Source organism: Kriegella aquimaris, from assembly GCF_900103215.1.
GTDB lineage: Bacteria > Bacteroidota > Bacteroidia > Flavobacteriales > Flavobacteriaceae > Kriegella > Kriegella aquimaris.
Window position 1 is genome coordinate 121,207 of sequence record NZ_FNGV01000006.1, and the last position, 21,060, is coordinate 142,266.

The window sequence follows — 21,060 nt, forward strand, 5'->3', positions numbered from 1 at the left end:
TTAATTATGTTGTGCTACACAAATAAGCACAAGTTTTTATATTGATCAAAGGAGGACTCATTTGTTGATGATAAAATTTGATTTTTCCCCAATATCACTTAATTCCTTATCGGACAAGGCTCGATCAAAAACAGCCAAACCTCCAATTAAACCTTTAAAGAAATTTCCCATACCTCGTTTTAATAAGACAGCTCCGACCGTGAAATCGGAACCATTATTTCCCATGCCAGATGGAAAATAATATGGATTTTTTGTCTGGGTCAATCCGTTCGGGTAGCCTTCAAATCCGATGGTGTGATCAATCAGTTCTGGTTTACGTTTTTCGAATTTACCATTTAAATAGGATTTGATATAAGTGCCATCGTAGGTGAAAGCGATGCACTGCCATGCATTTTTTTTAATTTCACCCTTGCTTGCTGAATAATCAATGGAGTACGGAAAAGGAGGTGTTGGTTTTCCCGTATTGGATATGTGTCCGCACACTTGGTTTCTGCCATTATAATGGGGCAAGGAGGCAAATAAACCATATTGGCGCTTGCCCCCATCTTTGTATTCGTTCCACATACCTCCTACAAAGCCGGTTTGTTCTCCTGTCCATTTTACCCAGGCTATTACCGTAACTTCTTTACTTGGTCCAAAGATATTGAGCGCTCCAGTTTTTGAATTTGCCAGTGTCAAGAAATTCGACCCTTCAAAACTGGCTGAATAGCCTGATAACGGGCCTTCATTAATTCTTGTCGTTGTGCCTCCAGCTTCTTTTAGAGGGAAGTCGCCGACGCCATATGCGTTACGCTCTTGGCCTTCAGGTTCCTTAAAATCCCATAAAGCAATTAGATTAGCAGTTGCTTTCAGCTCTTTTGATAGTCCCGATGTATGCTGCGCAATTATGACTGAGGTTTGAAGTGTTAAAACACAAAGTAAATAAACTGATTTTCTATTGTTCATTTTAAAAACGCTCCCTCTTTTAGTTATGACTTGGATATTGCAATATAAGAAGCAACTTACGGAAACAGATGGAGAATGTCGATAAATTAGTCAACCTAAAAATAAAAACCCTGTAAATCAATGATTTACAGGGTTTGTGGGTTGAGATAGTATCATTTCAGTGGAGCCGGAGGGACTAGAACCTACCGATGGAAACGTCTATTGATAGGGGTTTGGAAGGAGTAGGGAAATTGTGCTCACCGAATAGGCGACTTTTCAAAAGCATTTCTAATAAAACTTTAATTTTCGTCTAAGTTAAGAGAAGAACTTTTTTAACATTTCACTGCATTTAGGGCAAACAGCTTCACTACATAGTCTTCGACACTAACCCCTATTTTAGTTTTACCGCTCCTTTGCCCTCCGCTCTTAAACTAAAATACATGAAATGACAGTCAATGGAGAAAAAGAAAAGTATGTTTTCTAATCTGCACCATTTGTCAAGGTATTGCACGCCGATTTCTTGGAAATCGAGAAAGTGAGGAGATTTTTGGACAATCCACTTTTGGATTAGAGACAAAGGATTAAAACTTAAAGGCAAGGAGAATAAAAACTTTGAATAAGGATGCGGTCATGCCGATCAATACCTTTTGGAAATATTGGGAATTTCCCTGGTCGAAGACGATAGTCAGAATATACCAAGAGAAATAAGGACCCAAGTTATTTCAATGACGAAAGCAAATAAATATATTCCAAATGGAAACGCCATGATTAAGGCCCTTATTTTGTAAAAGGATAATAAGAAGCCCTACAAAATCATAGGTATGATGGACGATTCCCAGAATAAATCCTATTTTGACTATGGTTTTTTTGCGATAATGTAGTGCCATAATTATTATGTCGAGGAAGATTTTAACTGGCCGGCACAGAATTATTAGGCCCATGTTTAAATCATCAACTAAGCCGATGACGAACAATCATAATAACATAGGTAATCCCTAGTGGAGGATTCCATTATACCGGTGTTTAAGAGAAGTCTGAGGGAATCATAATATTGCGGTTAAAGAAGCGGAAGAGATTTTGTGCCTTCAGGGATAAGGATTTAAATAAATACATTAAACTTTTGGAATAGAATGTCTATAGTACGGCCGAATGAAATAATATCTCTAAGGGTATTTGTATATATTATTGTTTTTTCCTACCTTTATGAGTATCCCCTAACAATTGTAGGGGTTTTTTGTTTGCCAACCACAACGCAATGAAATATTTTCGGTTTCAAAACTTAGGCTTTTTCAATGAGCCATTTATATAGTTTGAAAATATTAAGTTCGTATTGTTCAGAGAAAAAGATTAAGGATTATTGATCAAATTCCCCTGTTAGCCTTATTTGAATAAATTAATCGATTAAATCTAAGTTTTCAAGTACTATTACGCTTGTATCTTAAATTTTTATATTGGTTAATACCTAATTTATAACCTATTACGGGAATTATGAAAGTAAATTTATTTTTTAAACCCGAAGGAGATAAAATATTCGATGAGGCCACCGAATTTATTTATTCCAAAATGGGGAAAGACACACCCAAAAAAAGCTTTTAAAGCTTTATGGACTATATAAACAAGCCATGTGGGGTTATACTCTTGCAGCCGCCAATCAACTAGGGTGGGATTTTGACTCTCCTAAATTTCAAGCATGGAATGCTGAATCAGGTAAAACTCTGGAACATGCCAAAAATCAGTGAATTACATCAAACAAGGTTTTGCCTCGAACGATAATGCCTTCAAGTAGAATATAGCATCAAAATATCATTAACCTAAAACAATGCACCGCTATGTCAACTGTATTCACCGACCCACAATTTAAACCAAAAGAACATGGTTTTCATTTTCGCAACAGTTTTAAAAACTCCGTACTCTTCGGGGAAATTGCCAAGCTATTTAATCTTCCTTTTACCTTGCCAGACTGGATTCTCCTTGGCAATCCGATAACAACCTCAGGGCGATGCGGCGGGATGACCTTTTCGGCTCTGGATTTTTTTCTTTCCAAGCGTTTTTCCGTTCCTGAAGCCGCACTAGAAGAACTGCCAGATGGCAATAAGGTCGTCAATCGAAGGCCTCCCCCAGACGGGGACGTACTGGCGGATTATATAATGGAAAGGCAGTTTGACTCCTTTTTAGTTTTTGGAGACGAATATCTTTCAAATGTATTGATTAAAGGAAAAGGGACCCAATATTATAACGACTGCCTGCCTCCTTACGGCCATCACTTTAATTTTTATAAAGACAGAATTAAGGCTAATCAGTGTCGTCCATTAGGCTTGATGCCGGCTAAAGAAGGAAGCTTGATTGGTCATATAGTGCTGGGTATTGGTTATACCGATCATAAGGACCCTGAGAAAGTGCTTATTCATATTTATGATAACAATAATCCAGATCAAGAAATAGTTTTAAAACTTAATCAAAAAAAAGGGGTCTGGGAAAGTAGATTTGCCAATTATGATAAGGTAAAAATGGAATGGATAATTGGAAAAAAGACTGGTAAATATATCGCCTGGATACCTGCTGACGGGTATACATGCCAAGAGCCTGATATTTACGATAACGCTATTGGAATCAGAAATTACTCGGGAAGAGATTTACGGAAATGGCAGACACCAAGTAAAGAGGACCTCACCAAATACAGGTTTGTAGGGTCTAATTTCTTTGGAAATCAAACTCTTGAAAGTTGTGATTTTCGCAATGTACATGCAGAAAAGGCCGTGTTTTCCAGTACCAATGCAAGTAATTGCAACTTCACCAACGCCTACCTCCATTATTGTGACTTCACCAATGCCAATTTACGAGGCAGTACATTTAATGGGGCAGAACTTTATGGCGCAAACTTCTCCAAGACCGAGCTAAGTGAGGCGAGATTCGATGATATTCAAGGTGATGATAAAATAGTCTTATTCATTCAGGCTAAATTGAATAAAACCTGTTTAAATGGTGCCCATATTTCAGGCAATTTCATTCAGGCTTCTATTGCCGAATCCTCTTTCCTAAATGCGCAAATGGAAGACTCGCATTTTATCACAAGTCTTATCAGCATGACAGCATTCAATGGCTCTAATCTTGATGATACCTATTGGCGAAATGCCACGCTGAATACCTGTAAATTTATTAATAATGGAAATATTAGGACATCTCTGAGAAGAACAGACTTTAATACGTCTGCTATGAAAGACTGCTATTTTCAAGGGGCCAATCTCTTTAAAGCTGATTTCCGGAATGCAGCCATCAATGCGGTGGCATTTACAGACTGTGACCTTAGGTTTGCTAACTTTTCCGGTGCTGCTTTAAAGGATACCGATTTATCCAAAGCTAATCTTTCTTATGCCAGGTTTGATGGTACAGCATTCCATGATGTAGACTTTAGATTTGTAACTTATGCAAGAAGCAGCTGGAAAGGGGCCAGTGTACGAAAACCATTTCAAATGAGCTCATCAATGTATAATTATTTATTGAGACAAGGAGTGAAGTTTATTGGCTGAACAAGGATTGGGTTCATGAGCATTTTTAGAAAGTTATTACTTATATCTGCTTTTTGATGAGAAATACCCAAATTAAGTTAAAGCAGTAATTGAATAGCAAAATCTAAAACAATGGAGCATCCATTCATAAAAAATATAAGGTGGTGGGAAAAACCATTAAAGTTTGAATTAGTATCTGTAGTTTTGAAGGGTGGAGGGGCCAAGGGGTTAGCCTATATAGGCGCTTTGGAGGCAATGGAATTACAGGAATGTTGGTTTAAAGCTGTTGCCGGAGCTTCCGCAGGCGCTTTGACGGCGCTAACCATAGCAGCCGGACTTAAGCTCCGTGAAATAAAAGAAAAGATGGATAAAGTAATCCCGACCTTAAATCTTGGCTTTTTTGTTCCGTTTGAAGAAGATATTACGCCATATCTGGCATTTGGCCCGGGTTTGACATTTACCGGTGATAAAGTGAAGTTCAGTTTTGGTGGGGGAATAGCCTATGGAAGTGTCAATTCGATCGCAGAGAGATTTGTTGATGTGGATGTAACTTCTGTAACAGATGTTACTACTTTATCGGAAAAATATGGGACAGTAGTTGGTATGTGAGTATTGGGTTTAGCTATAAATTAAATTGAACGGAACCAATGGGGCGTGAAACAGACAAGATACAACTTGATGAGCTGAAAAAGCTCAAGGAAACATATGTTGCTAAGTTTCAATCCACAAAAACCAATTCAAGAAATATTGGGGTTGCATTAATCTTTTTGCTTATCTATACTTATTTGTACTCTTTGTTGCCCAACGTAGTACTAGCACAAAAAATAGTAGATATAAATGAGGATGTTCGTTACTTTGAGCAACTATATAAAAATGCAGAAATCTATAAGAAAAATAATCGAGAAGTTCTTTACGATAAAAAATCCTTTGATTCGAAGAGGATGGTTCTTATTGGTAGAAAAGACAAGGTAATAAATGAGCATCAAAAGACATTTCTTTATAAGAAAGGCGAAGCTTTGAAAGTTGCAGATACATTATCGAATGGTGTAAAAGTTTCTTATGAGATACCTACTTTGCCTCCCATAATATTAGATGCAAGAAATGGCATAGTATTTTGGTTGATTTTGTTCTTGTTTCTAATAATGTTTTATTTGATTGCAAAAGGGAAATTGATTTTCTATTTGAAGAAGATACTGTATATACATTTTGTTGAATTGGACCAAGGTTGCGAAGAGGTTCAAGACTTAGATTTGAATATACCATTTTGGTTGTCACCCTTGATGTTAAAGAATGATTTGAAAAGGCATCTTTTATATTCTTTGGGATGGCAAAATTCAAAACTCAAATTCGCTCAGTTGATTTTAACAGTTCTCATGCTTGCAATACCCTTTATTCATACAGCATGGTTAAGTTGGATTGTAAATTCTTTGGATATATATCATTCTGCATTGGTCTATAAGTTCGCAACCATTTCTTTATTTTCGGTTACACTTTTTGTTCTATTAAAGTTCTTTGAAGTAAAAGAATTGGATTGGCGTAATTTCTATATTAGTTCTCCCAATATGAATGGACGAAGAGATTTTTTAAAATTTGGTATCCCGTCGATAATCTCTTTGTCTATTTTTCCTATTTCAATAATTTTTCCCAATTGGGGAATTATACCAAATTTGAAACCTCAGATTCTACCTTATAAAAGAGTAAAAAGAGGAATAGATTTGAAAGTCAAATTGAAGGATGGCTTTTATGAACACAAAATATCTAAGAAAATTCATTATGTTTCCAAAAACAAGTTAATTGCTTTAAAAACCATTGAGGAATCTTTAAAGACAAAGTTTCTTAAAAACCTTGAAAAAATTGAAGATGAAAACATTTTGGACGCTCAATTTTTGAGAAGAATTGATAAAAATATAGTCGAATACTCCATAAGTGAATTCATTGTGACACGTTTTGGAAGTGAGAAGAAGGCTATTTTATTGGAATTTCTTGAAAAAACTTTTTTAATTTATTATCGTGACTTAAATTTAAATAGATTGGTTGATTTATATATTGGTTTAATGGTACGATTTGATAAAGATTCTTCGAAATTGCTTGATAACCCTGAATTGCAAATGTCAAATGAAGAATTCGCAAATAGTGCATTTTTGATAAGGCTAAGAGGTAGAATTGAAAAAGCTTTAAATAATAAGAAATTTAAAAGAAAATGGAAAACCTCCGAGAATATACCTTGGGGGTAACACAATAATTAATCCCTCGTATTTTAAGTAAAATATCGCGTTAGCGCGAAGATTTGGGTTCGAATCCGCTTCGAGGGATTTGTTCATTATTTTAAATTTTCGACATTGGGCACTTTAGAATAAGTGTAAATGATTGTAAAAATTGCCCCCTTTTCGGGTGGGACTGGTGGCATTTGTCTATCAAACGCATCGGTACTAGATTAATTTCTGTTTCCCTTCGGCGTGTAAATATTGAATTTATGTGTCTTTTTTGCTTAACAAGAGGACAATTCCTTTAGGGGTGAATTAGCGTCATGCCCCTACAATATTTCTTGTAACCTGCTTTTTTCATTTTCCAATTCCTTAATTCTCTCGTGCCCCTTTGCAACCTCTTTTTTGAGCTCTCTCAGCTTTATTTCGAAATCCCCAACTTTGAATTTACTGATTCAGTCAATAAGTTTTGGTATTGCAAACATATATATAATGATAAGCAGTATTACTACTTCTCAGAGAGAAGTATTTTCAAAAATTAGTTTTATCACCTCCATTTTTGCAATACGAATTGATTTAATAATTTAGGCGCTAATTAATAGGTGACAATTTATTGGTCAGAATCTTCATTTTTCCTTTGTAAAAAATTAAAGCCTATCTGAAACGAGAACCATGGCCTATCATTATAAATCCAATCTTTTCCAATCTCACCACCTGCTTTGTCCCACCCCATCACAGCACCTAATTGAAAATCATCTAGGGCAATTACAATTCCGGCAGAGACAGTTCTGGCAAATACCAAACCGTCTTTTGCATCTCCCGTATTTTGTTCAACAATTACATTGTCTTTATTTAGGCCAATAATTGTTACTCCAGCGGTAACCACGGGTAGATAAATGTAATGTGGTTTATACGGATTTATTCTTTTTCTTAAACCAAAGAATCCTCCAAGAGATATTTCAGGTGTTATTTTCATATTTAAATCATTCACTTCGGGTCTCATTTTAAAAGGTAGCGTAAGTGAAGCGCCCCAGTCTATATGAAAGTTACTTGTATCGTAACGCTTGCGAATGAAACCCTCATCCAATTGATATTTGAAATCGGTCATTCTCATGACATAAACTTTATCTTGATCCTCCTGATCAATAATATTTGGAGTATTATCGATATAATAAAAAGGAGTAGACTTACCTTTGTATTTCCCCTTATTCCGATATTTTCCCCGCAGTATCATTTTTACCTTTCCAATTGCCAAACTATCTTGAATAGAGGTTGTAGCAGTTTTGTACTTCCAGTTTCTTAATTGAAGCAGAACATATTCAATTTCAAGAGATTCTACTAGAGTCTTATACTTGCCTACTAAATCGTAGCCATATTTTCCAGAGATTTCGGCACTATTGGTAGGAACCTTGTATTCGCCTTCGAACAACCTAAGAGCCACTCTTCCATTTACTTGGTAAAGAAATGGCTCATCACTAATTTGGTTGTTTTCTTGTGAAAAACTAGGAAGAACGAAAATCAAAACTAATAGTATTGAAATAAAAATCTTAATTGATTTCATAAAATAAAATGTTGATTATTATTACTTCAATTGGAAGTTTTGTCTTGAATTCGGTCCTCAATTTTAAATATTAAATCTTTTGGGGCACCGTAATTTAAATTTCTAATAGCATGCTCTTGAATTTTTCTGATCTCTTCCTGATTATCAAAATTATTCTGATTGTTATCTAAATACCTATAAATCTCCCATACTTGATGGTATGTAGGGTATATCGAGTCCACCGTTTAAACGTTAATTTAGCCTTCTGTAAGTTTCCTGAGGCTAGGTAATTAAAGCCTCCCTTTCCTTTCTTTTAGCCATCTGGGTTTTATTCAGTTTGGAAATTACTATGTCTGAAGTTTTAAGATTTTCTAGCAAGGTATTGCCTGGCTTGGAGTAATTTTCTATTGCGCTTAAGACTTTGTTGAATTGGGTCAAATCTGATTCTTTAGCGGTTTTGGATAAGTGCGCATCGACCATAGAACTAATTTTATTTGCTATTTTTTCATCGTTCAAGATTTCATATATTATACTTTTCATGGCAACCGTTCTTTCATATATGGTATCTGTAAAAATGTCGCCTAGAATAGCCTGAGTCATCTTGAGTCTTTGCATTTTATTTTCAGATTCTTGTATAGAGTTTTGAAACCAAAAACCCATTACACCTAGTATAAGGGGGAAAATTAAAAATTGTAGCCATAGACCTTTGGTTCCTTTCCTTTCTAATTTGGCTACACTCTTTTTGATTTCATTAACTTCCATGATTTTTATTGGTGTTAAATATTCTAGTAGCTTTCAAGCTAATTATTGATTTTTATATGAAAAATTGCGATTTCTTTCGTTAATTGTATTTTTTAAATATTGAAAGGGGTTTATTCTGGCTATTTTATTAAACTCTTCTGTTGTAAGCCGACCCAAAGTATCCGAGACCAATCCTTTTTCTGATGAATGGTTACGAACGACAAAAAAATCTGTGCCAAACAAGACTTTTTCACCAAGTTTGGGTGTGTTTATTGTTTCCTTTAATAGAGGGAATATTTCTTGGTTATGAAGAATATAACTTATGTCTGCATAAACATTTGGGTACCTAATCAGCATGCTACAAATAATGGAGTACCAATCAACATACTTCCAACAATCTTCCAATTTCTTCCAACTAAACGCACCCGATTTTGTATGTATAAAATCGATTCCTTCATCAGGGTTTTGAATTAATTCCTGAGCATAATTATATCGGTCATGTTCCAGATATTTCTGCCATTGATCATCACCACCAAAATGTGCAAGACATATTTTCAAGTTAGACAAATCCCTCTTCAACTTTGTTTTTTCGTTAATAAAGCCAAAAAGGTCTTTAGTTGCCTGACTTCCTTTTGCAACCCATATTCTTAATAATTCCTCCTCAAGAAGTACCAGATAATTTACGGGATTAGTGAAGTTTGTACAGAAATCCATATTCTTCCATTGAGATAACAATAGAGGCCCTATTTTTTCATGTTCCAAATTGACATATTCCTTAAATACAGGATGTTCATCCCATTGCTTTTTCTTCTTTCCTCGATAGAAAATAGTACCAATGATACAATGAGTCATTATTGGTATTTGATTATCAGCGGCATATAACCACAATGGCAATAGGACTTCATCGAATGGATAATAACCTAGAGCTGGATAAATTTTGAAACCACTAAACTTTTTGTCCTCTATGTACTCCTTTATAAAACATTCGTTCAAAACTACTTTCCCAGAATTAGGGTCAAAGCTATAATCCAAATGATTTTCTTCTTCTTTAATCCGTCTAGGTTCGGCAAACACAAAAGGTAATATGGCATCCTTATTTTTACTTTCAGATTTAATAATGGCGAGTTCCGCCATCTGATCTTTATACTTACTTCCATGTTTTAATGGACCCCCAGCCATATATTCCATATCCATTGGCAGCACTATAAATTTACTCCCGGGTGAATACTGTTGAACTAATTTGGAGAAGGTTGTTTTTTGATTTTCGTAAATGGTAAATCGACCTAATAAGGTATAACGATTTATTAAGTCTCTGGTCATTTTCCCAGGAAGTAAGGACAAAAACTTCAATGCTTTTTTAGCTATAAACCACAGTAGATTTCGTCCAGATTTTACAAATAGAACCACCAATGAAACAATTGTAATTTGAAATATCAGATTTTTAAAAGGGAGTAATAACTTATTGTCGGAAAAAGAAGTTTGCACCTTGTCAACTATTCTGAATTCCTCTGTAATTCCAAACCAATCACAAACTATGAATATTGCATGAATAGTTAAACCTATTTTTAAAAATTTAATTATAGTTCGTAAAAATAAATTCCTTTGGATTTTTATTTTTCTATTTACTTTTTTTCTCTGATTTTCAATACAAGGGTCTTCATATTTTTTTCGTTTACGGTTAATAAAATTCTTAAATACCCAAAGTATGAATGGTACGGTAAATATTCTATGCAGAGGCCATGGAACGAAGGTTTTTGCCAAATAAGGTGGCACATGATTACCTTTAAATATATGGGTATGGCAATTTATTATTGGTTGGTTGGCTGGTGTGCTCATATTTGATTTTTAAAATACCTATTCGGTTGACAATTAATTTTCTAGATTGGTCTGTACAGTATATTGTTTATAAAGTTTAGTTTCTTTAAAAGATTTTTTGAACGCTTTTTGTTGCTTTTCATTCAATCTAAGTCGTTCGCTTTCAATTTTATCTTTTAAGGTTACTTTTTCATCAAAGTCATAAAACAGGTCTTTTTCATTCATTATGATAAGCCGTCCTTTGGTCTTATTTATTAAATCCTTTAAAATACCTCGATTCGGCATTGTACTTTTCCAATTACTACTAATAGCTTCAAAATCTAATGTAGCCATTGCCACCAAATCTGAAGATGTCATCATTTCAAGTCCTTTTTCTTTAGCAGTACCGTTGTGACTCAAATGATGCGCTACTTTATAAAAGACAGTTCGGTTCAATAAATCTTCAGTTAAGTGTTTACCCTTTTTACCTTTCTTGTTCCATTCAATATTATGCCAACTTTCCCAGCTTCCAAACTCAGCATCTCCCGGAAACAACATTACCCTTCCAGAATCTTCAAATTCGATAGCCATTGCCAAACTTAAATTATTGATTCCTGTATTAACCCTAAGAGCCAAATTTCCAGCTCCACTTACTAACCAATCCAAATCAATCGTTCTCCAAAAACTATCTGATTGATTATAATAATTTTTGGACTTTGCAGAGGAATCGTTATATTTTTCATCAAATGGAGATTGGCCCATCGCTGAAGATTGCTCAGTGATTACCGCAGAAAAGGAATCACTCCTTTTTAAGACTTTATTGTGATCATAAGTGTCTTCGCTTCCTTTTTTACCATGCTCCTTTTTTATTGCCTCAAAAGATTCTGGAGGACCTAGAATGTGAAACTTAATTCCTGGAAGTTTAGATATGGATTCTATTTCTCCGGGCTTACAATATTTGATATTATCTTTTGCTATCTGCTTTTTGATTATTTCCATTCCTTTTAAACCACCTTTATATTTCCCTGAGCTATCAACAGAGAAATGGAGCTCTTTAAAATCGTTAAGGGAGCTAGAAAATTTCTTAAAACGTTTCACCACTTCAGTTCCATTGAACCCTTTACTAAGTTGTACTGTCAATTTTTCATCCTGAATTGCCAAACTTATTTTATCAGAAGCGATAGCCAAGGCTTTCTTCTTTTGACCAAATTTATCCTTCCATTCTTTAACCAAATCATTCTGGTCATCTTCGCTCCAAGCCATCCAAACCTCATCTATAGTAAAATTTTTAGTAAACAAGTCTGAACATGCATCAAATAGATAAACATGGTCCTTATGCTCGTGTGTAATAACCAGTAAGTCTATATGGCCGGAGACGTACTTTTTTAGATTTCTAACATATTTACTCAAATGTGATTTGGTACCTTTCCAAGTGCCACCATCGATCATCATTGTGAATTTTTGTGATTCATCAGAAAAAAATTTGAGGACAAAACAGTCCCCTGTACCGGTTCCGTACATCCTGATATCTGCGTGTGTAATATTTGACATAACTTCTAATGTTGGTGTAATAATGCAAAAGGCTCAAATGCATGATCATTTATAGTTGCACTAAAATATTTTTGAAATTCGCTCATGGCATTAACGCTAGTTTCGTTTTGAAACAACCATTGTTTTTCAATTGCCTCCTTATTAAGTAGTGGATTTCCCTGATTTCTATTTTTCAACCTGAAGACTAACAAAGGTTTTTTAATCGAATATTTTAGTTTACGGGAATCTAAATCAAGAATCAGCGTACAACCCCCACGATAAATAAAAGCCTTTTCCATTTTTTCCAAGGTTAAATCAACATTTCTATCTGGTATAAATGTTCGTAGTACTTTATCATCTTTTATTATCACACCAGATTTTTGAATGATTGAAAAAACAACTTGATTTACTTTATTGCCATTTGGCCCAACTCTATTAACTAGCCTTAAATTTTGAACGGAAAACGAAGCTCCGTTTGAAGATGAGGTGCGTATACCAAAATTCTCGCCTATATTACCAAACATCAAACCAGTCATCTTAATAAAATCGTTTGACTTGTTGAACTTAACATTTATCCTTCTATGCAGACTCATTACATACTCATCTGGCTGTAAAAGCATTTTTTTTCTTAATTCAAGACTGATGTTTCCAGAAATGATTCCTTTAGTAATCTCATAAATATCCTTTCTGTTTGTATAATAGGCTACTTTATGGCTATAATCTCTTAAAAAATTAGCGATAATTTCTATCATAGAATTAGGACCTTCTGGAATAGAAATTTTCGGATACCATAAACTTTCTATACTCAATGAAACAATACCTTGAGGATAGATGCCCCTTTTCTTAAATGCCTCCATAAACGCCAGTCGGTAGGCATATGGATCGGAGCTTACCAAATCACAATCCGCAGTTATAATAGCCCTTAAATATTCTCCAAAAGTGATATCCGTAGGTGGGCAATAGTCAATTGCACGTATACACATGTATAAAACATGTTGAGCAGTTTTAGAAGCCTCCGTGGCTAACCGATTAACCAAATCCGGATGCAATTCACCTTGTGGTAATATTCCAGTTCCATTAGAAGCTATTCTATTTAAATCAGCCACTCTTCTTTCATAAATGGCTAGAAAAGCATCAAATACGGCAGCTACTAAAATTCCGCCCCGATGATGCGGTTCCATTACCTCGTTATATTCATTGGGATTGGGAATATTTTTTTCCCATTCACCTGTTTCTTCGTTTATTCCGCCTATTGCATCCCTCAAGCTGCCGTAATGTCCGATGGCGACTCCAAATTGCTGAGCTAATTCTCCCAACAAATTTTGTCGTGATAAATCACCTCTTGTAACAGCAATTTGATGTTTTAGTACATCTGGAAAAGTAAAGTGTTGGAATAAAGCCACCAAATCTGCAAAGCCTTCATGAAAAGCCAGAACGTCTGGATTGGACGGTTCGTTATAATGTCTTTGCAACCCGTCCAGAATAGCATGCGTAGTCTCGTGGGCGATTATATCGTGACTTAGGCATGTGTAAACCAATGTTCCGGGCATTTGGTCCTTTTGATCCATAGGGTTTGAATGGAAGTATCCAAAAAGTAAAGCCTTTTTTTGAGGACTATAATAAGCATTGGCCTCTCTTATAGCATGAGGATAAATACGAATTCTATCTATATATTCCTCATATTTTGATTTACCATTTTGTGGGTCATAGTCTAATTTTCGTGTAGACCATAGCATCTTCCTTCCTAGAGCACGTTCAAAGTTTTTGATTGTGGTCATTACAACAGCGTAAACCATTTGCTGATGGAATTTTGGGTTACTCTCACTTGGAGCTAAACCATTTTCTGCTAAAATACTTTGATTGTTAAAATCAATGGTTTCATAAAACTCTTTTACAGAGGGGTCGTAATCAATTATTTCAACATACTCTCCTCGCAAGGTCCCATCGGAGTAATCAATTTCCTCCCACGGAACTTCATAAGTGATTTCATTAATTTGATGGGTTTCTAAACGGATTGATAATGACGGGTCAAAAGCGTATCCACGCAATTTCCTAACGGATGGTAAATCCATATAAATGGTTGTTTTAGTCTAAATAATAATTCTGCTTCAAACTAGCAATTGGGGGAGGTGTAGGAACTCACGTTCATTGGAGAAAAACAAGATACTAAAAATAATTTAATTCTTACAAAATAAATTGATTTGATTCTTACAAATATAAAATTTAACTAGTAAGCTCGATTTTTTTTGAAATCTCGGATTTTGCGAAATAGGGTATGTTCTTATTGGAAAATTGGTTAATTTTTAAATTGGTAAAAAGACCAGAACCTAACCTTCAAGTAGCCAATATATAGAGTTTCACCAAACTTTAGTTTTTTATGCTTATCGAATAGCTGACTTTCTATTATGCGTAATGACACATACTTTGTTTTTTTCTTGAAATTATATGTTTTTACGTATAATTATATTTTGTTGCCTAAATCCCACTCAGTACATTCCCGCTCCATTACGTTGCACTGCATTCCAGGGAAAGAGCCTCGCTACAATAGGTTTTGGATACAACCCCGAAGTTTGAAATCTCCATTTCATTATTCCCGTTGAAAATACATGAGACGCAACATTCCCGACCTAAAACTTTGGGATTAAGTCCGCTTGGCCTGAATTGACATTTTCCTATTTTTTCTGCTTCAAGGAGGTTTCGAACTCGAAGAATAATGGTTTTCAACCTACTACCCGAATCTACACCCCGTCCCTTTTCCGATTATAAAGAAAACCGATTTGTTCTTAGATGAACTGCATAATCAGGCTCGTGCCTCGCTCTTTTTATAAATCCTTACTAAGCCCAAATCAGTTTTTAGTAACGATATCGAAAAGGAGAAGCGCAACGGCTCTATGGGAAGTAAAAGGAACAATTGACGGAAAAATCAATAGAATTTGTTGTCAATTATTCCTGTTTGTAGAATCAAAAAGGAAAAACGCTCTGGATATAAAAATTAAAAGGATTCTAATTTCTTATACTTGAATTTGATAGTGTTTAAAGGGCGGAACGTTTACATATTGGAGCGAGCTTTTGCGAGTGAGAATTGTAAAGCAAGAGGGTAACACGCTAAAGCGATGTCACGTATTTTATTTATCTCATTTTCAAGTACTTGGGTGAATATGCGATTTTTATAATTACTCATTTTTACTGTAAAAACCTTGGGAAGCCCCTAAACACGGCAAATTTTTACAGTAAAAACCAGATTCTGAAAATATTAGTAATTTATAATTCATAGAAAACCAAATAATTATGAAAATTCGAAATTTGGGATTATAAAGTTTTTGCGTTAAAAACGATGGGAACCGCGGTAAACATTGAAAAATTTTGACGCAAAAAATAGTATTTGCTTCAATATGTAGCCATTCGAGCCACCCTTTTTTAAGGATTTAATTTGGTGTCCTTTGGCGCTGTATGTTGGGTGAACCAAGAGATAATTTTGAAATGTAGGGATGATATGAGGCCATAGCAAGTGAGACGGGCATTATCGAAGGACAGCAGTTCCTTAAAGGTGTGGTCGCTCCCCTTGAACAGGCCCATATATGTGTTCACCGTGTTGCGGGAAATGCCGAGGGCGGTCCCGATCTTACGGTTGCTGTAACCGTCCAAGTGCAAGGTAATGATGTGTTTTAGGTCCATTGGATCAAGTGTGTTGGCCATATCGTGCTTTTATGTTAGCGCGATAAGGTAACTGCTTGATCTCCCGAAGTGGCACAAAACGAAACGTTACGGTGTCCGCCATAAATCAAAATGGCACAGATCGAAACGTAAATACTGGCACGTTTCGGACCGAAATGCCTGGCACAAAGCCTCCGAAATCAGTGGCACAATCCGAACCGAAATAGCCACTATTTTCTGAAGCAGTTAAAGACCGGTTGACGAGCTTAACGGTTTTCTGAAGGAACCCCAAAAACGCGGCATCGAGAAAATGCTCAAAGACGAACTCGATGGACATTTGGATTATGAAAAGCACCGAAGGGCCACCTGTTGTCTCAGCCTTACCTGACTATGGCCTAATGTAATTATGCTTTTCTGGTTTAATATATTTGGGTATAATTATTTTGATCTTCTTTTATTTGGTATCGGTCATAATCGGGGAATCTGAGCTGTTTTCGTTCATCCCATGTAATCATTGGGGATATATCCCCCAATGAGGCTGACTTGTTAGCTAAACATATTTAGAATTGCTAAGTTGTCTTAAGCTAATAAAGTTAAACAGCAAAGGCTTCGTATTTTTATCGTAGACCGTAACCTATAATACTATTCTGTTAAACCCCTTAATTTATCAATTGATGTAGAAATAGTGCCCAATGCGGCAGAAAAGCTTACTGTTGACGGGGCAATCGTGAATGTAGCAATTGAGGCTGCTGATGCTAATAAATAGATTATACCCCCAAATATCTCTTCAGACCTTTTTAATTTTTTGGCTACTTTTTTGAGATTTTCGGTTGATTGCTGAATTTCATCAATGTAATCTTCCATATCATCGATGATGATATTACTCTTATCGATTAGAATTTTAGAGGAGTAGTTCATCAAGGGCAAATAATAATTATCCATAATTTCTTTATACTCTCTATAGGTTAGGGAATTTTCTTTAACCAATACCTTTGCATTCTCAAATACTTTTGAGGCCATTTCATCAAAAGCATAGGAAATTTCAATCGTTTTCTTGATTATATCATCTTTTGCCATAATTTTTAATTAAGATATTTTATTCTGACATTAGTTTATCAAAACCCTTATAGATTCCTTTGAGATCTTTGAGTATTAATTGCATCACTTTAATATCATTTTTAGTTCCAATTGATTGGTAATTTGTTGCCAAAATGCTGTGAGCATCGCCCGATGCGGTTAAAAATTTCAATGAGTTATTTATAAGATCAATTTCATTTTTAATCTTATTCTGTAAAAACCTTATATTTATTTTATCCAATCTGTTTCTTTTGGCAAAACCAATCTGATTATCATTATTATCTATAATCTCTCTTCTGTCGGCATCGAAGTCATCGTTCTCATTCATATAGTCTTCAATAGTATTGTTGATTTTGACATAGAATTCTTTTCTTAATTCCAGATCCCCTTCTAATGAACCGATTATGTTTTGAAAAGAGTCATTATTTTTCAAAATCTCATTTCTAAGTGTCTTTTGCCTTACAGTGTTATTAATTAATGAAAATATAGAATTTACAATTCTTTGTGTTCCCTCGACTGAGTAATGTGATAAATGTGTCCAGTTGGCAGAATTAGAATTGTTCATCAGTAAATCAATCTGTTCATCAGCCGAAAAATCTGATTTTTCTGCAAATTCCTCCAGTGTTTTCCCATACGTAACTAGAAGGTCAATAGTCTTCATTCTCACGGAATCATTCAATCTAAATTTTTGGCAGTAATCGCTTTTTGCGTCATTAAAAACAAAATCTATGTCGCAAGGTTTGTTAACATAAGTTTCCTTTAGCCGGTTTAGATTTTGAGTTATTTTTCCCATACTCTTCACAGAATCAAAAGTTGCACAGGAATAGCATGAAATTAATAATGATGAGAAAAAAATATAATACAACTTCATCATAAATATTTTAAGTTACTTATTCAAAGCCAATCGAAAAATAAAATCCATTCAAATAATATTGCTTTCTCGATGTTGCTCAATCCATATCTTGAAATACTGATTGAAACTATCTTGGAACCTGACCCGCAAAGTGTGTAAATCAGAATGGCTAGGGTTTACTGCACGTAAAGTTGGGCCCTTTTTTCATAAATCGTTAGGAACTGATTCAGGAGAATGCAACAGTCCCTGATAGGCATCAATCATTATTTAGTCGCAACCCTTACCGCCAAATATGCAGATTTCATTACTGTGTCGTCCGTCGGGAGTGAGAGATTATTCTTTGTATAATTCCTGATCTTCCCATTAATGTAGGTAGATATATCAAATTTACTAAAGAAAAAAGCTTCCGACCACCTAATTGCATGTTTTTTTTTCGTAACTTATTGTCAGATTTCAGTGTCATCAATTTAGACAAATTCCTTCTAATAGATTCCTCCTTGATAATAGCTGAAATCGTTATAGAACTTCACATCCAATATTGGATGCATCGCTGATTTTTCTTATTTGATTTGTTAAGTGGATTTACGGAATAATCCCCCCTTCTCCCATTATTTCATAGGAGCATAAATATTAGGTGCCTACTCTTCAAATCAATATTTTAAATTTTAACAATTAACAACCAAAATTACAACGTGATGGCTAAAAAAAATGAAAAAAAGTCAAATTCAAATTCTGACGAGAATAAGGCAAAATTGGAATGGTTCAGGTCTTCTGATGATGTGCGAACTTCTTATATAAAGGGAGATACTTTTAACTTTAAGGAAGTCGAATACTCGGTTATCGAAGATAAAGCTATTTTCGAAGGTGATATCTGTCTAGGGTCGGTCGAGGACCTTGAGAGAAAATCCAGCACGGTTGACTCCGATCAATTGTCGGCAAGAGGAATAGCACATGGAGTAGGTATTACCGGCGAAGAATATAGATGGCCCAATGGTATATTACCTTATATTATTGATGATAATGTAACCGCTACCGCCAGGCGGAATATTGAGCGTGCTATTGAACATTGGAGACAAAACACCCATATTCGATTCATTATCAGAACCCCTGCTAATGCCAGACGCTACCCTGACTTTATTCGGTTCATCTCGGCCGATGGCTGTTGGTCCTACATTGGAAGAAGAGGCGGACGTCAGGACATCTCCATTGCTTCTGGATGTGGACTAGGGGCGGCAATTCATGAGATTGGTCACGCTGTTGGTTTGTGGCATGAACAAAGCCGCGAGGATAGAAATAGATTCGTGAGGGTTCAATGGGATAATGTTCAGCAGGGACGTGAGCATAATTTCAACCAGCACATAGCCGATGGTGACGATATTGGCAATTATGATTATGATTCTATTATGCACTATGGTCAGTTTGCTTTTTCAAGAAACAATCGACCGACTATTGTTCCATTGGTTGGAAACCCCAATATTGGTCAAAGAAACGGATTGAGTGCAGGCGATATTGCTGCCGTGCGAGCACTTTATCCAAATATTCAACCTCCTCCTCAAACTACTCGTGTATTCCGATACTGGGGCAATAGTGATCATTTTTATACGACAAATTGGAACGAGTTGGGTCGCGGTCGTAATGGGTATGCCCATGAAGGAGTCCAATGCTATATTCATCCTCGTCCGGTTACGAATACTGTGCCACTATTTAGATATTATAATGCCCGAATTAAGGACCATTTTTATACAACCAACTGGAGAGAATTGGGGGCCGGCAAATCTGGTTGGGTTTTGGAACAAATTATGGGCTACGTCTTTCCCAAAAGACATGCGGGGACCATACCATTGTATCGATATTGGAATTCAAGTATAGGAGATCACTTCTACACAACATCCTGGGGAGAACTTGGTCGTGGTAGAAATGGTTGGAAGTTCGAGGGAATCCAATGCTATGTATTCGCATTGCCACCTGCGGATTTTGAAGAAATACCTGCGATGAGTGAGTTTAATCAAAAGGAGACCGTTCAGGTGGTCGAGAACGTTGCAAATCTGTCGGATATGAGCAGTTTCCCGGAACTTGCCGAATTTGAGTCCGCCGATCTGCAATCTGATTCTTTTACTATTTCCAATGGTCATGGTAAAGATCGTTCCAATGGCGAATTGAAAGTTCAATCAAATGGTCAAGATCATGAAGAGAGGGCCAATCGCACATTATCTGTAAAGGTCGATTTGGATTAAAATGAATATCGAGGGATCTTTAGTATTGCCGGCATCTCATGAAAAGCTTGGAGATGCTAAGATTACCGTACGAATTTTGGATGTGAGTAAATCCGATAGTGTTTCGGAAACAATTTCGGAATTGACGCTTCACCTTCCTGATAAATTTGATATAGGCGATAAGCTTCCATTTCGATTTCATGATATAAATAGTGGGCAGGGTAAAGAAATCATTATTAGTGCTCATATAGATCTTAATGGAAATGGAAATATCGATAAAGGTGATTTTATTACCACCCAAAGTTATCCGGCATACTCAAGATCCCTCGATAATCAACATATTGTTGAGGTTCAATTAGTAAACTGAACATGATATTCAAGTGATTTAACTGAATGATTACTAGTATAAAATATCATAAATAAAATTTATTTTGAGTCCATATTCAGAATTTAGTGATTATTTGAGCCTCAAGGCCATGACCGTGGAAACCAAGTTTAATTTTCGCGCCCAAGGGAGTCGTACAGGTCATGAAAAGGGCCATTGAAGAAAATGCAATACCGGACTTAATCACTTTTGAAGTAAAAGGTGGTCCAATAGATAGTCCGAAAAAAGGGAGCGTTACAGTTCAATTCTACATTGTCATTAAAATCTGTAAATGGCATTTTAAATTTGAAATCATATTGTGCCATCAGTATAATAACAATAAAAATTAATTTTTCATAATGATTAAGCCATGAATGCTGACGTAACAAAAATTATAATTAATCAAATTAAAAAGATGCAATCCGAGAATGAAGATGAAGGCGAAATATGGGGATCTTCACTTTCCTCTCTTGGATTGAATCAAGAAGAAATACCAGGTTTAATTAAGATTGCAATCGATAAACCAAACACTTTGAATATTCAATTTGAAGGAATGAAAATAAGTCAAGGAGAATATCTTAAGTTAGTGTCAAAACTAAAAAGTCAAGTTTATAATCAACTAGACCTTAAAATCGGTGATATTTATATCAAATAACATTT

16 protein-coding genes and 2 pseudogenes are annotated in these 21,060 nt (G+C 35.4%); 8 read left to right on the forward strand and 10 right to left on the reverse strand.

Annotation, left to right across the window (positions count from 1 at the left end; genetic code table 11):
* Positions 1-57: 57 nt before the first annotated feature.
* Complete coding sequence (locus BLS33_RS13445) at positions 58-945, reverse strand: LamG-like jellyroll fold domain-containing protein (RefSeq protein ID WP_089890031.1); 888 nt, start codon at positions 943-945, stop codon at positions 58-60.
* A 1,526-nt stretch (positions 946-2,471) separates the two neighbouring features.
* On the opposite strand from BLS33_RS13445, the gene BLS33_RS25425 reads away from it, so the two are divergent.
* The 4 genes from BLS33_RS25425 (at position 2,472) to BLS33_RS13465 (ending at position 6,664) form a co-directional block, all read left to right on the forward strand.
* On the forward strand, positions 2,472-2,663 hold the full coding sequence (locus BLS33_RS25425; protein ID WP_089890034.1) for an acyl-CoA-binding protein: 192 nt from the start codon (positions 2,472-2,474) through the stop codon (positions 2,661-2,663).
* A 90-nt stretch (positions 2,664-2,753) separates the two neighbouring features.
* Complete coding sequence (locus tag BLS33_RS13455; protein WP_089890038.1) at positions 2,754-4,451, forward strand: pentapeptide repeat-containing protein; 1,698 nt, start codon at positions 2,754-2,756, stop codon at positions 4,449-4,451.
* A gap of 111 nt (positions 4,452-4,562) precedes the next feature.
* Positions 4,563-5,039, forward strand: coding sequence for a patatin-like phospholipase family protein (locus BLS33_RS13460; RefSeq protein ID WP_089890041.1), 477 nt, complete (start codon positions 4,563-4,565; stop codon positions 5,037-5,039).
* 38 nt (positions 5,040-5,077) lie between these two features.
* The gene (locus BLS33_RS13465) at positions 5,078-6,664 is read left to right on the forward strand and encodes a hypothetical protein (protein ID WP_089890044.1); all 1,587 of its coding nucleotides are present in this window, start codon (positions 5,078-5,080) and stop codon (positions 6,662-6,664) included.
* Between the two features lie 580 nt (positions 6,665-7,244).
* Here BLS33_RS13465 and BLS33_RS13470 read toward each other — a convergent pair.
* From BLS33_RS13470 to BLS33_RS13500, 6 genes are all read right to left on the reverse strand, one after another.
* On the reverse strand, positions 7,245-8,195 hold the full coding sequence (locus BLS33_RS13470) for a hypothetical protein (protein WP_089890047.1): 951 nt from the start codon (positions 8,193-8,195) through the stop codon (positions 7,245-7,247).
* A gap of 261 nt (positions 8,196-8,456) precedes the next feature.
* Complete coding sequence (locus tag BLS33_RS13480; protein ID WP_143017612.1) at positions 8,457-8,789, reverse strand: hypothetical protein; 333 nt, start codon at positions 8,787-8,789, stop codon at positions 8,457-8,459.
* A 189-nt stretch (positions 8,790-8,978) separates the two neighbouring features.
* Positions 8,979-10,751, reverse strand: a complete 1,773-nt coding sequence (locus BLS33_RS13485) for an amidohydrolase family protein (RefSeq protein ID WP_089890056.1) — start codon at positions 10,749-10,751, stop codon at positions 8,979-8,981.
* A 33-nt stretch (positions 10,752-10,784) separates the two neighbouring features.
* On the reverse strand, positions 10,785-12,260 hold the full coding sequence (locus BLS33_RS13490; protein ID WP_089890059.1) for a ComEC/Rec2 family competence protein: 1,476 nt from the start codon (positions 12,258-12,260) through the stop codon (positions 10,785-10,787).
* A gap of 5 nt (positions 12,261-12,265) precedes the next feature.
* Positions 12,266-14,311: a gluzincin family metallopeptidase gene (locus BLS33_RS13495; RefSeq protein WP_089890062.1), complete on the reverse strand. Its 2,046-nt coding sequence runs from the start codon at positions 14,309-14,311 to the stop codon at positions 12,266-12,268.
* 1,345 nt (positions 14,312-15,656) lie between these two features.
* The gene (locus tag BLS33_RS13500; RefSeq protein ID WP_245731445.1) at positions 15,657-15,935 is read right to left on the reverse strand and encodes a LuxR C-terminal-related transcriptional regulator; all 279 of its coding nucleotides are present in this window, start codon (positions 15,933-15,935) and stop codon (positions 15,657-15,659) included.
* Positions 15,936-16,073: 138 nt separating this feature from the next.
* Between BLS33_RS13500 and BLS33_RS25460 the strand changes: the two are divergent.
* Positions 16,074-16,257: pseudogene (locus BLS33_RS25460) on the forward strand (hypothetical protein); the annotation flags it as partial.
* 278 nt (positions 16,258-16,535) lie between these two features.
* Here the strand turns inward: BLS33_RS25460 and BLS33_RS13505 are convergent.
* The 3 genes and pseudogenes from BLS33_RS13505 to BLS33_RS25465 all read right to left on the reverse strand — a co-directional run.
* Positions 16,536-16,970, reverse strand: a complete 435-nt coding sequence (locus BLS33_RS13505; RefSeq protein ID WP_089890065.1) for a hypothetical protein — start codon at positions 16,968-16,970, stop codon at positions 16,536-16,538.
* Between the two features lie 19 nt (positions 16,971-16,989).
* Positions 16,990-17,844, reverse strand: coding sequence for a hypothetical protein (locus BLS33_RS13510; protein WP_143017613.1), 855 nt, complete (start codon positions 17,842-17,844; stop codon positions 16,990-16,992).
* A 155-nt stretch (positions 17,845-17,999) separates the two neighbouring features.
* Positions 18,000-18,191: pseudogene (locus BLS33_RS25465) on the reverse strand (IS256 family transposase); the annotation flags it as partial.
* A 327-nt stretch (positions 18,192-18,518) separates the two neighbouring features.
* Between BLS33_RS25465 and legP the strand changes: the two are divergent.
* The 3 genes from legP to BLS33_RS13535 all read left to right on the forward strand — a co-directional run bounded on the left by legP (position 18,519) and on the right by BLS33_RS13535 (position 21,055).
* Entirely contained in the window at positions 18,519-20,057 is a 1,539-nt protein-coding gene (legP, locus tag BLS33_RS13520) for a Dot/Icm T4SS effector Zinc-dependent metalloprotease LegP (protein ID WP_089890071.1), read from the forward strand.
* A 1-nt stretch (position 20,058) separates the two neighbouring features.
* Complete coding sequence (locus BLS33_RS13525; RefSeq protein WP_089890074.1) at positions 20,059-20,403, forward strand: YbaY family lipoprotein; 345 nt, start codon at positions 20,059-20,061, stop codon at positions 20,401-20,403.
* 367 nt (positions 20,404-20,770) lie between these two features.
* The gene (locus tag BLS33_RS13535) at positions 20,771-21,055 is read left to right on the forward strand and encodes a hypothetical protein (protein WP_089890080.1); all 285 of its coding nucleotides are present in this window, start codon (positions 20,771-20,773) and stop codon (positions 21,053-21,055) included.
* The last annotated feature ends 5 nt before the right edge of the window (positions 21,056-21,060 follow it).

Bases quoted from the DNA above. Each gene is read 5' to 3' on its own strand.
- BLS33_RS13525 (WP_089890074.1), top strand. From the start codon at position 20,059: ATGAATATCGAGGGATCTTTAGTATTGCCGGCATCTCATGAAAAGCTT.
- BLS33_RS13445 (WP_089890031.1), bottom strand. From the start codon at position 945: ATGAACAATAGAAAATCAGTTTATTTACTTTGTGTTTTAACACTTCAA.
- BLS33_RS13460 (WP_089890041.1), top strand. From the start codon at position 4,563: ATGGAGCATCCATTCATAAAAAATATAAGGTGGTGGGAAAAACCATTA.
- legP (WP_089890071.1), top strand. From the start codon at position 18,519: ATGGCTAAAAAAAATGAAAAAAAGTCAAATTCAAATTCTGACGAGAAT.
- BLS33_RS13470 (WP_089890047.1), bottom strand. From the start codon at position 8,195: ATGAAATCAATTAAGATTTTTATTTCAATACTATTAGTTTTGATTTTC.
- BLS33_RS13455 (WP_089890038.1), top strand. From the start codon at position 2,754: ATGTCAACTGTATTCACCGACCCACAATTTAAACCAAAAGAACATGGT.
- BLS33_RS13485 (WP_089890056.1), bottom strand. From the start codon at position 10,751: ATGAGCACACCAGCCAACCAACCAATAATAAATTGCCATACCCATATA.
- BLS33_RS13505 (WP_089890065.1), bottom strand. From the start codon at position 16,970: ATGGCAAAAGATGATATAATCAAGAAAACGATTGAAATTTCCTATGCT.
- BLS33_RS13500 (WP_245731445.1), bottom strand. From the start codon at position 15,935: ATGGCCAACACACTTGATCCAATGGACCTAAAACACATCATTACCTTG.
- BLS33_RS13490 (WP_089890059.1), bottom strand. From the start codon at position 12,260: ATGTCAAATATTACACACGCAGATATCAGGATGTACGGAACCGGTACA.
- BLS33_RS13535 (WP_089890080.1), top strand. From the start codon at position 20,771: ATGAATGCTGACGTAACAAAAATTATAATTAATCAAATTAAAAAGATG.
- BLS33_RS13510 (WP_143017613.1), bottom strand. From the start codon at position 17,844: ATGATGAAGTTGTATTATATTTTTTTCTCATCATTATTAATTTCATGC.
- BLS33_RS13480 (WP_143017612.1), bottom strand. From the start codon at position 8,789: ATGCAAAGACTCAAGATGACTCAGGCTATTCTAGGCGACATTTTTACA.
- BLS33_RS13465 (WP_089890044.1), top strand. From the start codon at position 5,078: ATGGGGCGTGAAACAGACAAGATACAACTTGATGAGCTGAAAAAGCTC.
- BLS33_RS13495 (WP_089890062.1), bottom strand. From the start codon at position 14,311: ATGGATTTACCATCCGTTAGGAAATTGCGTGGATACGCTTTTGACCCG.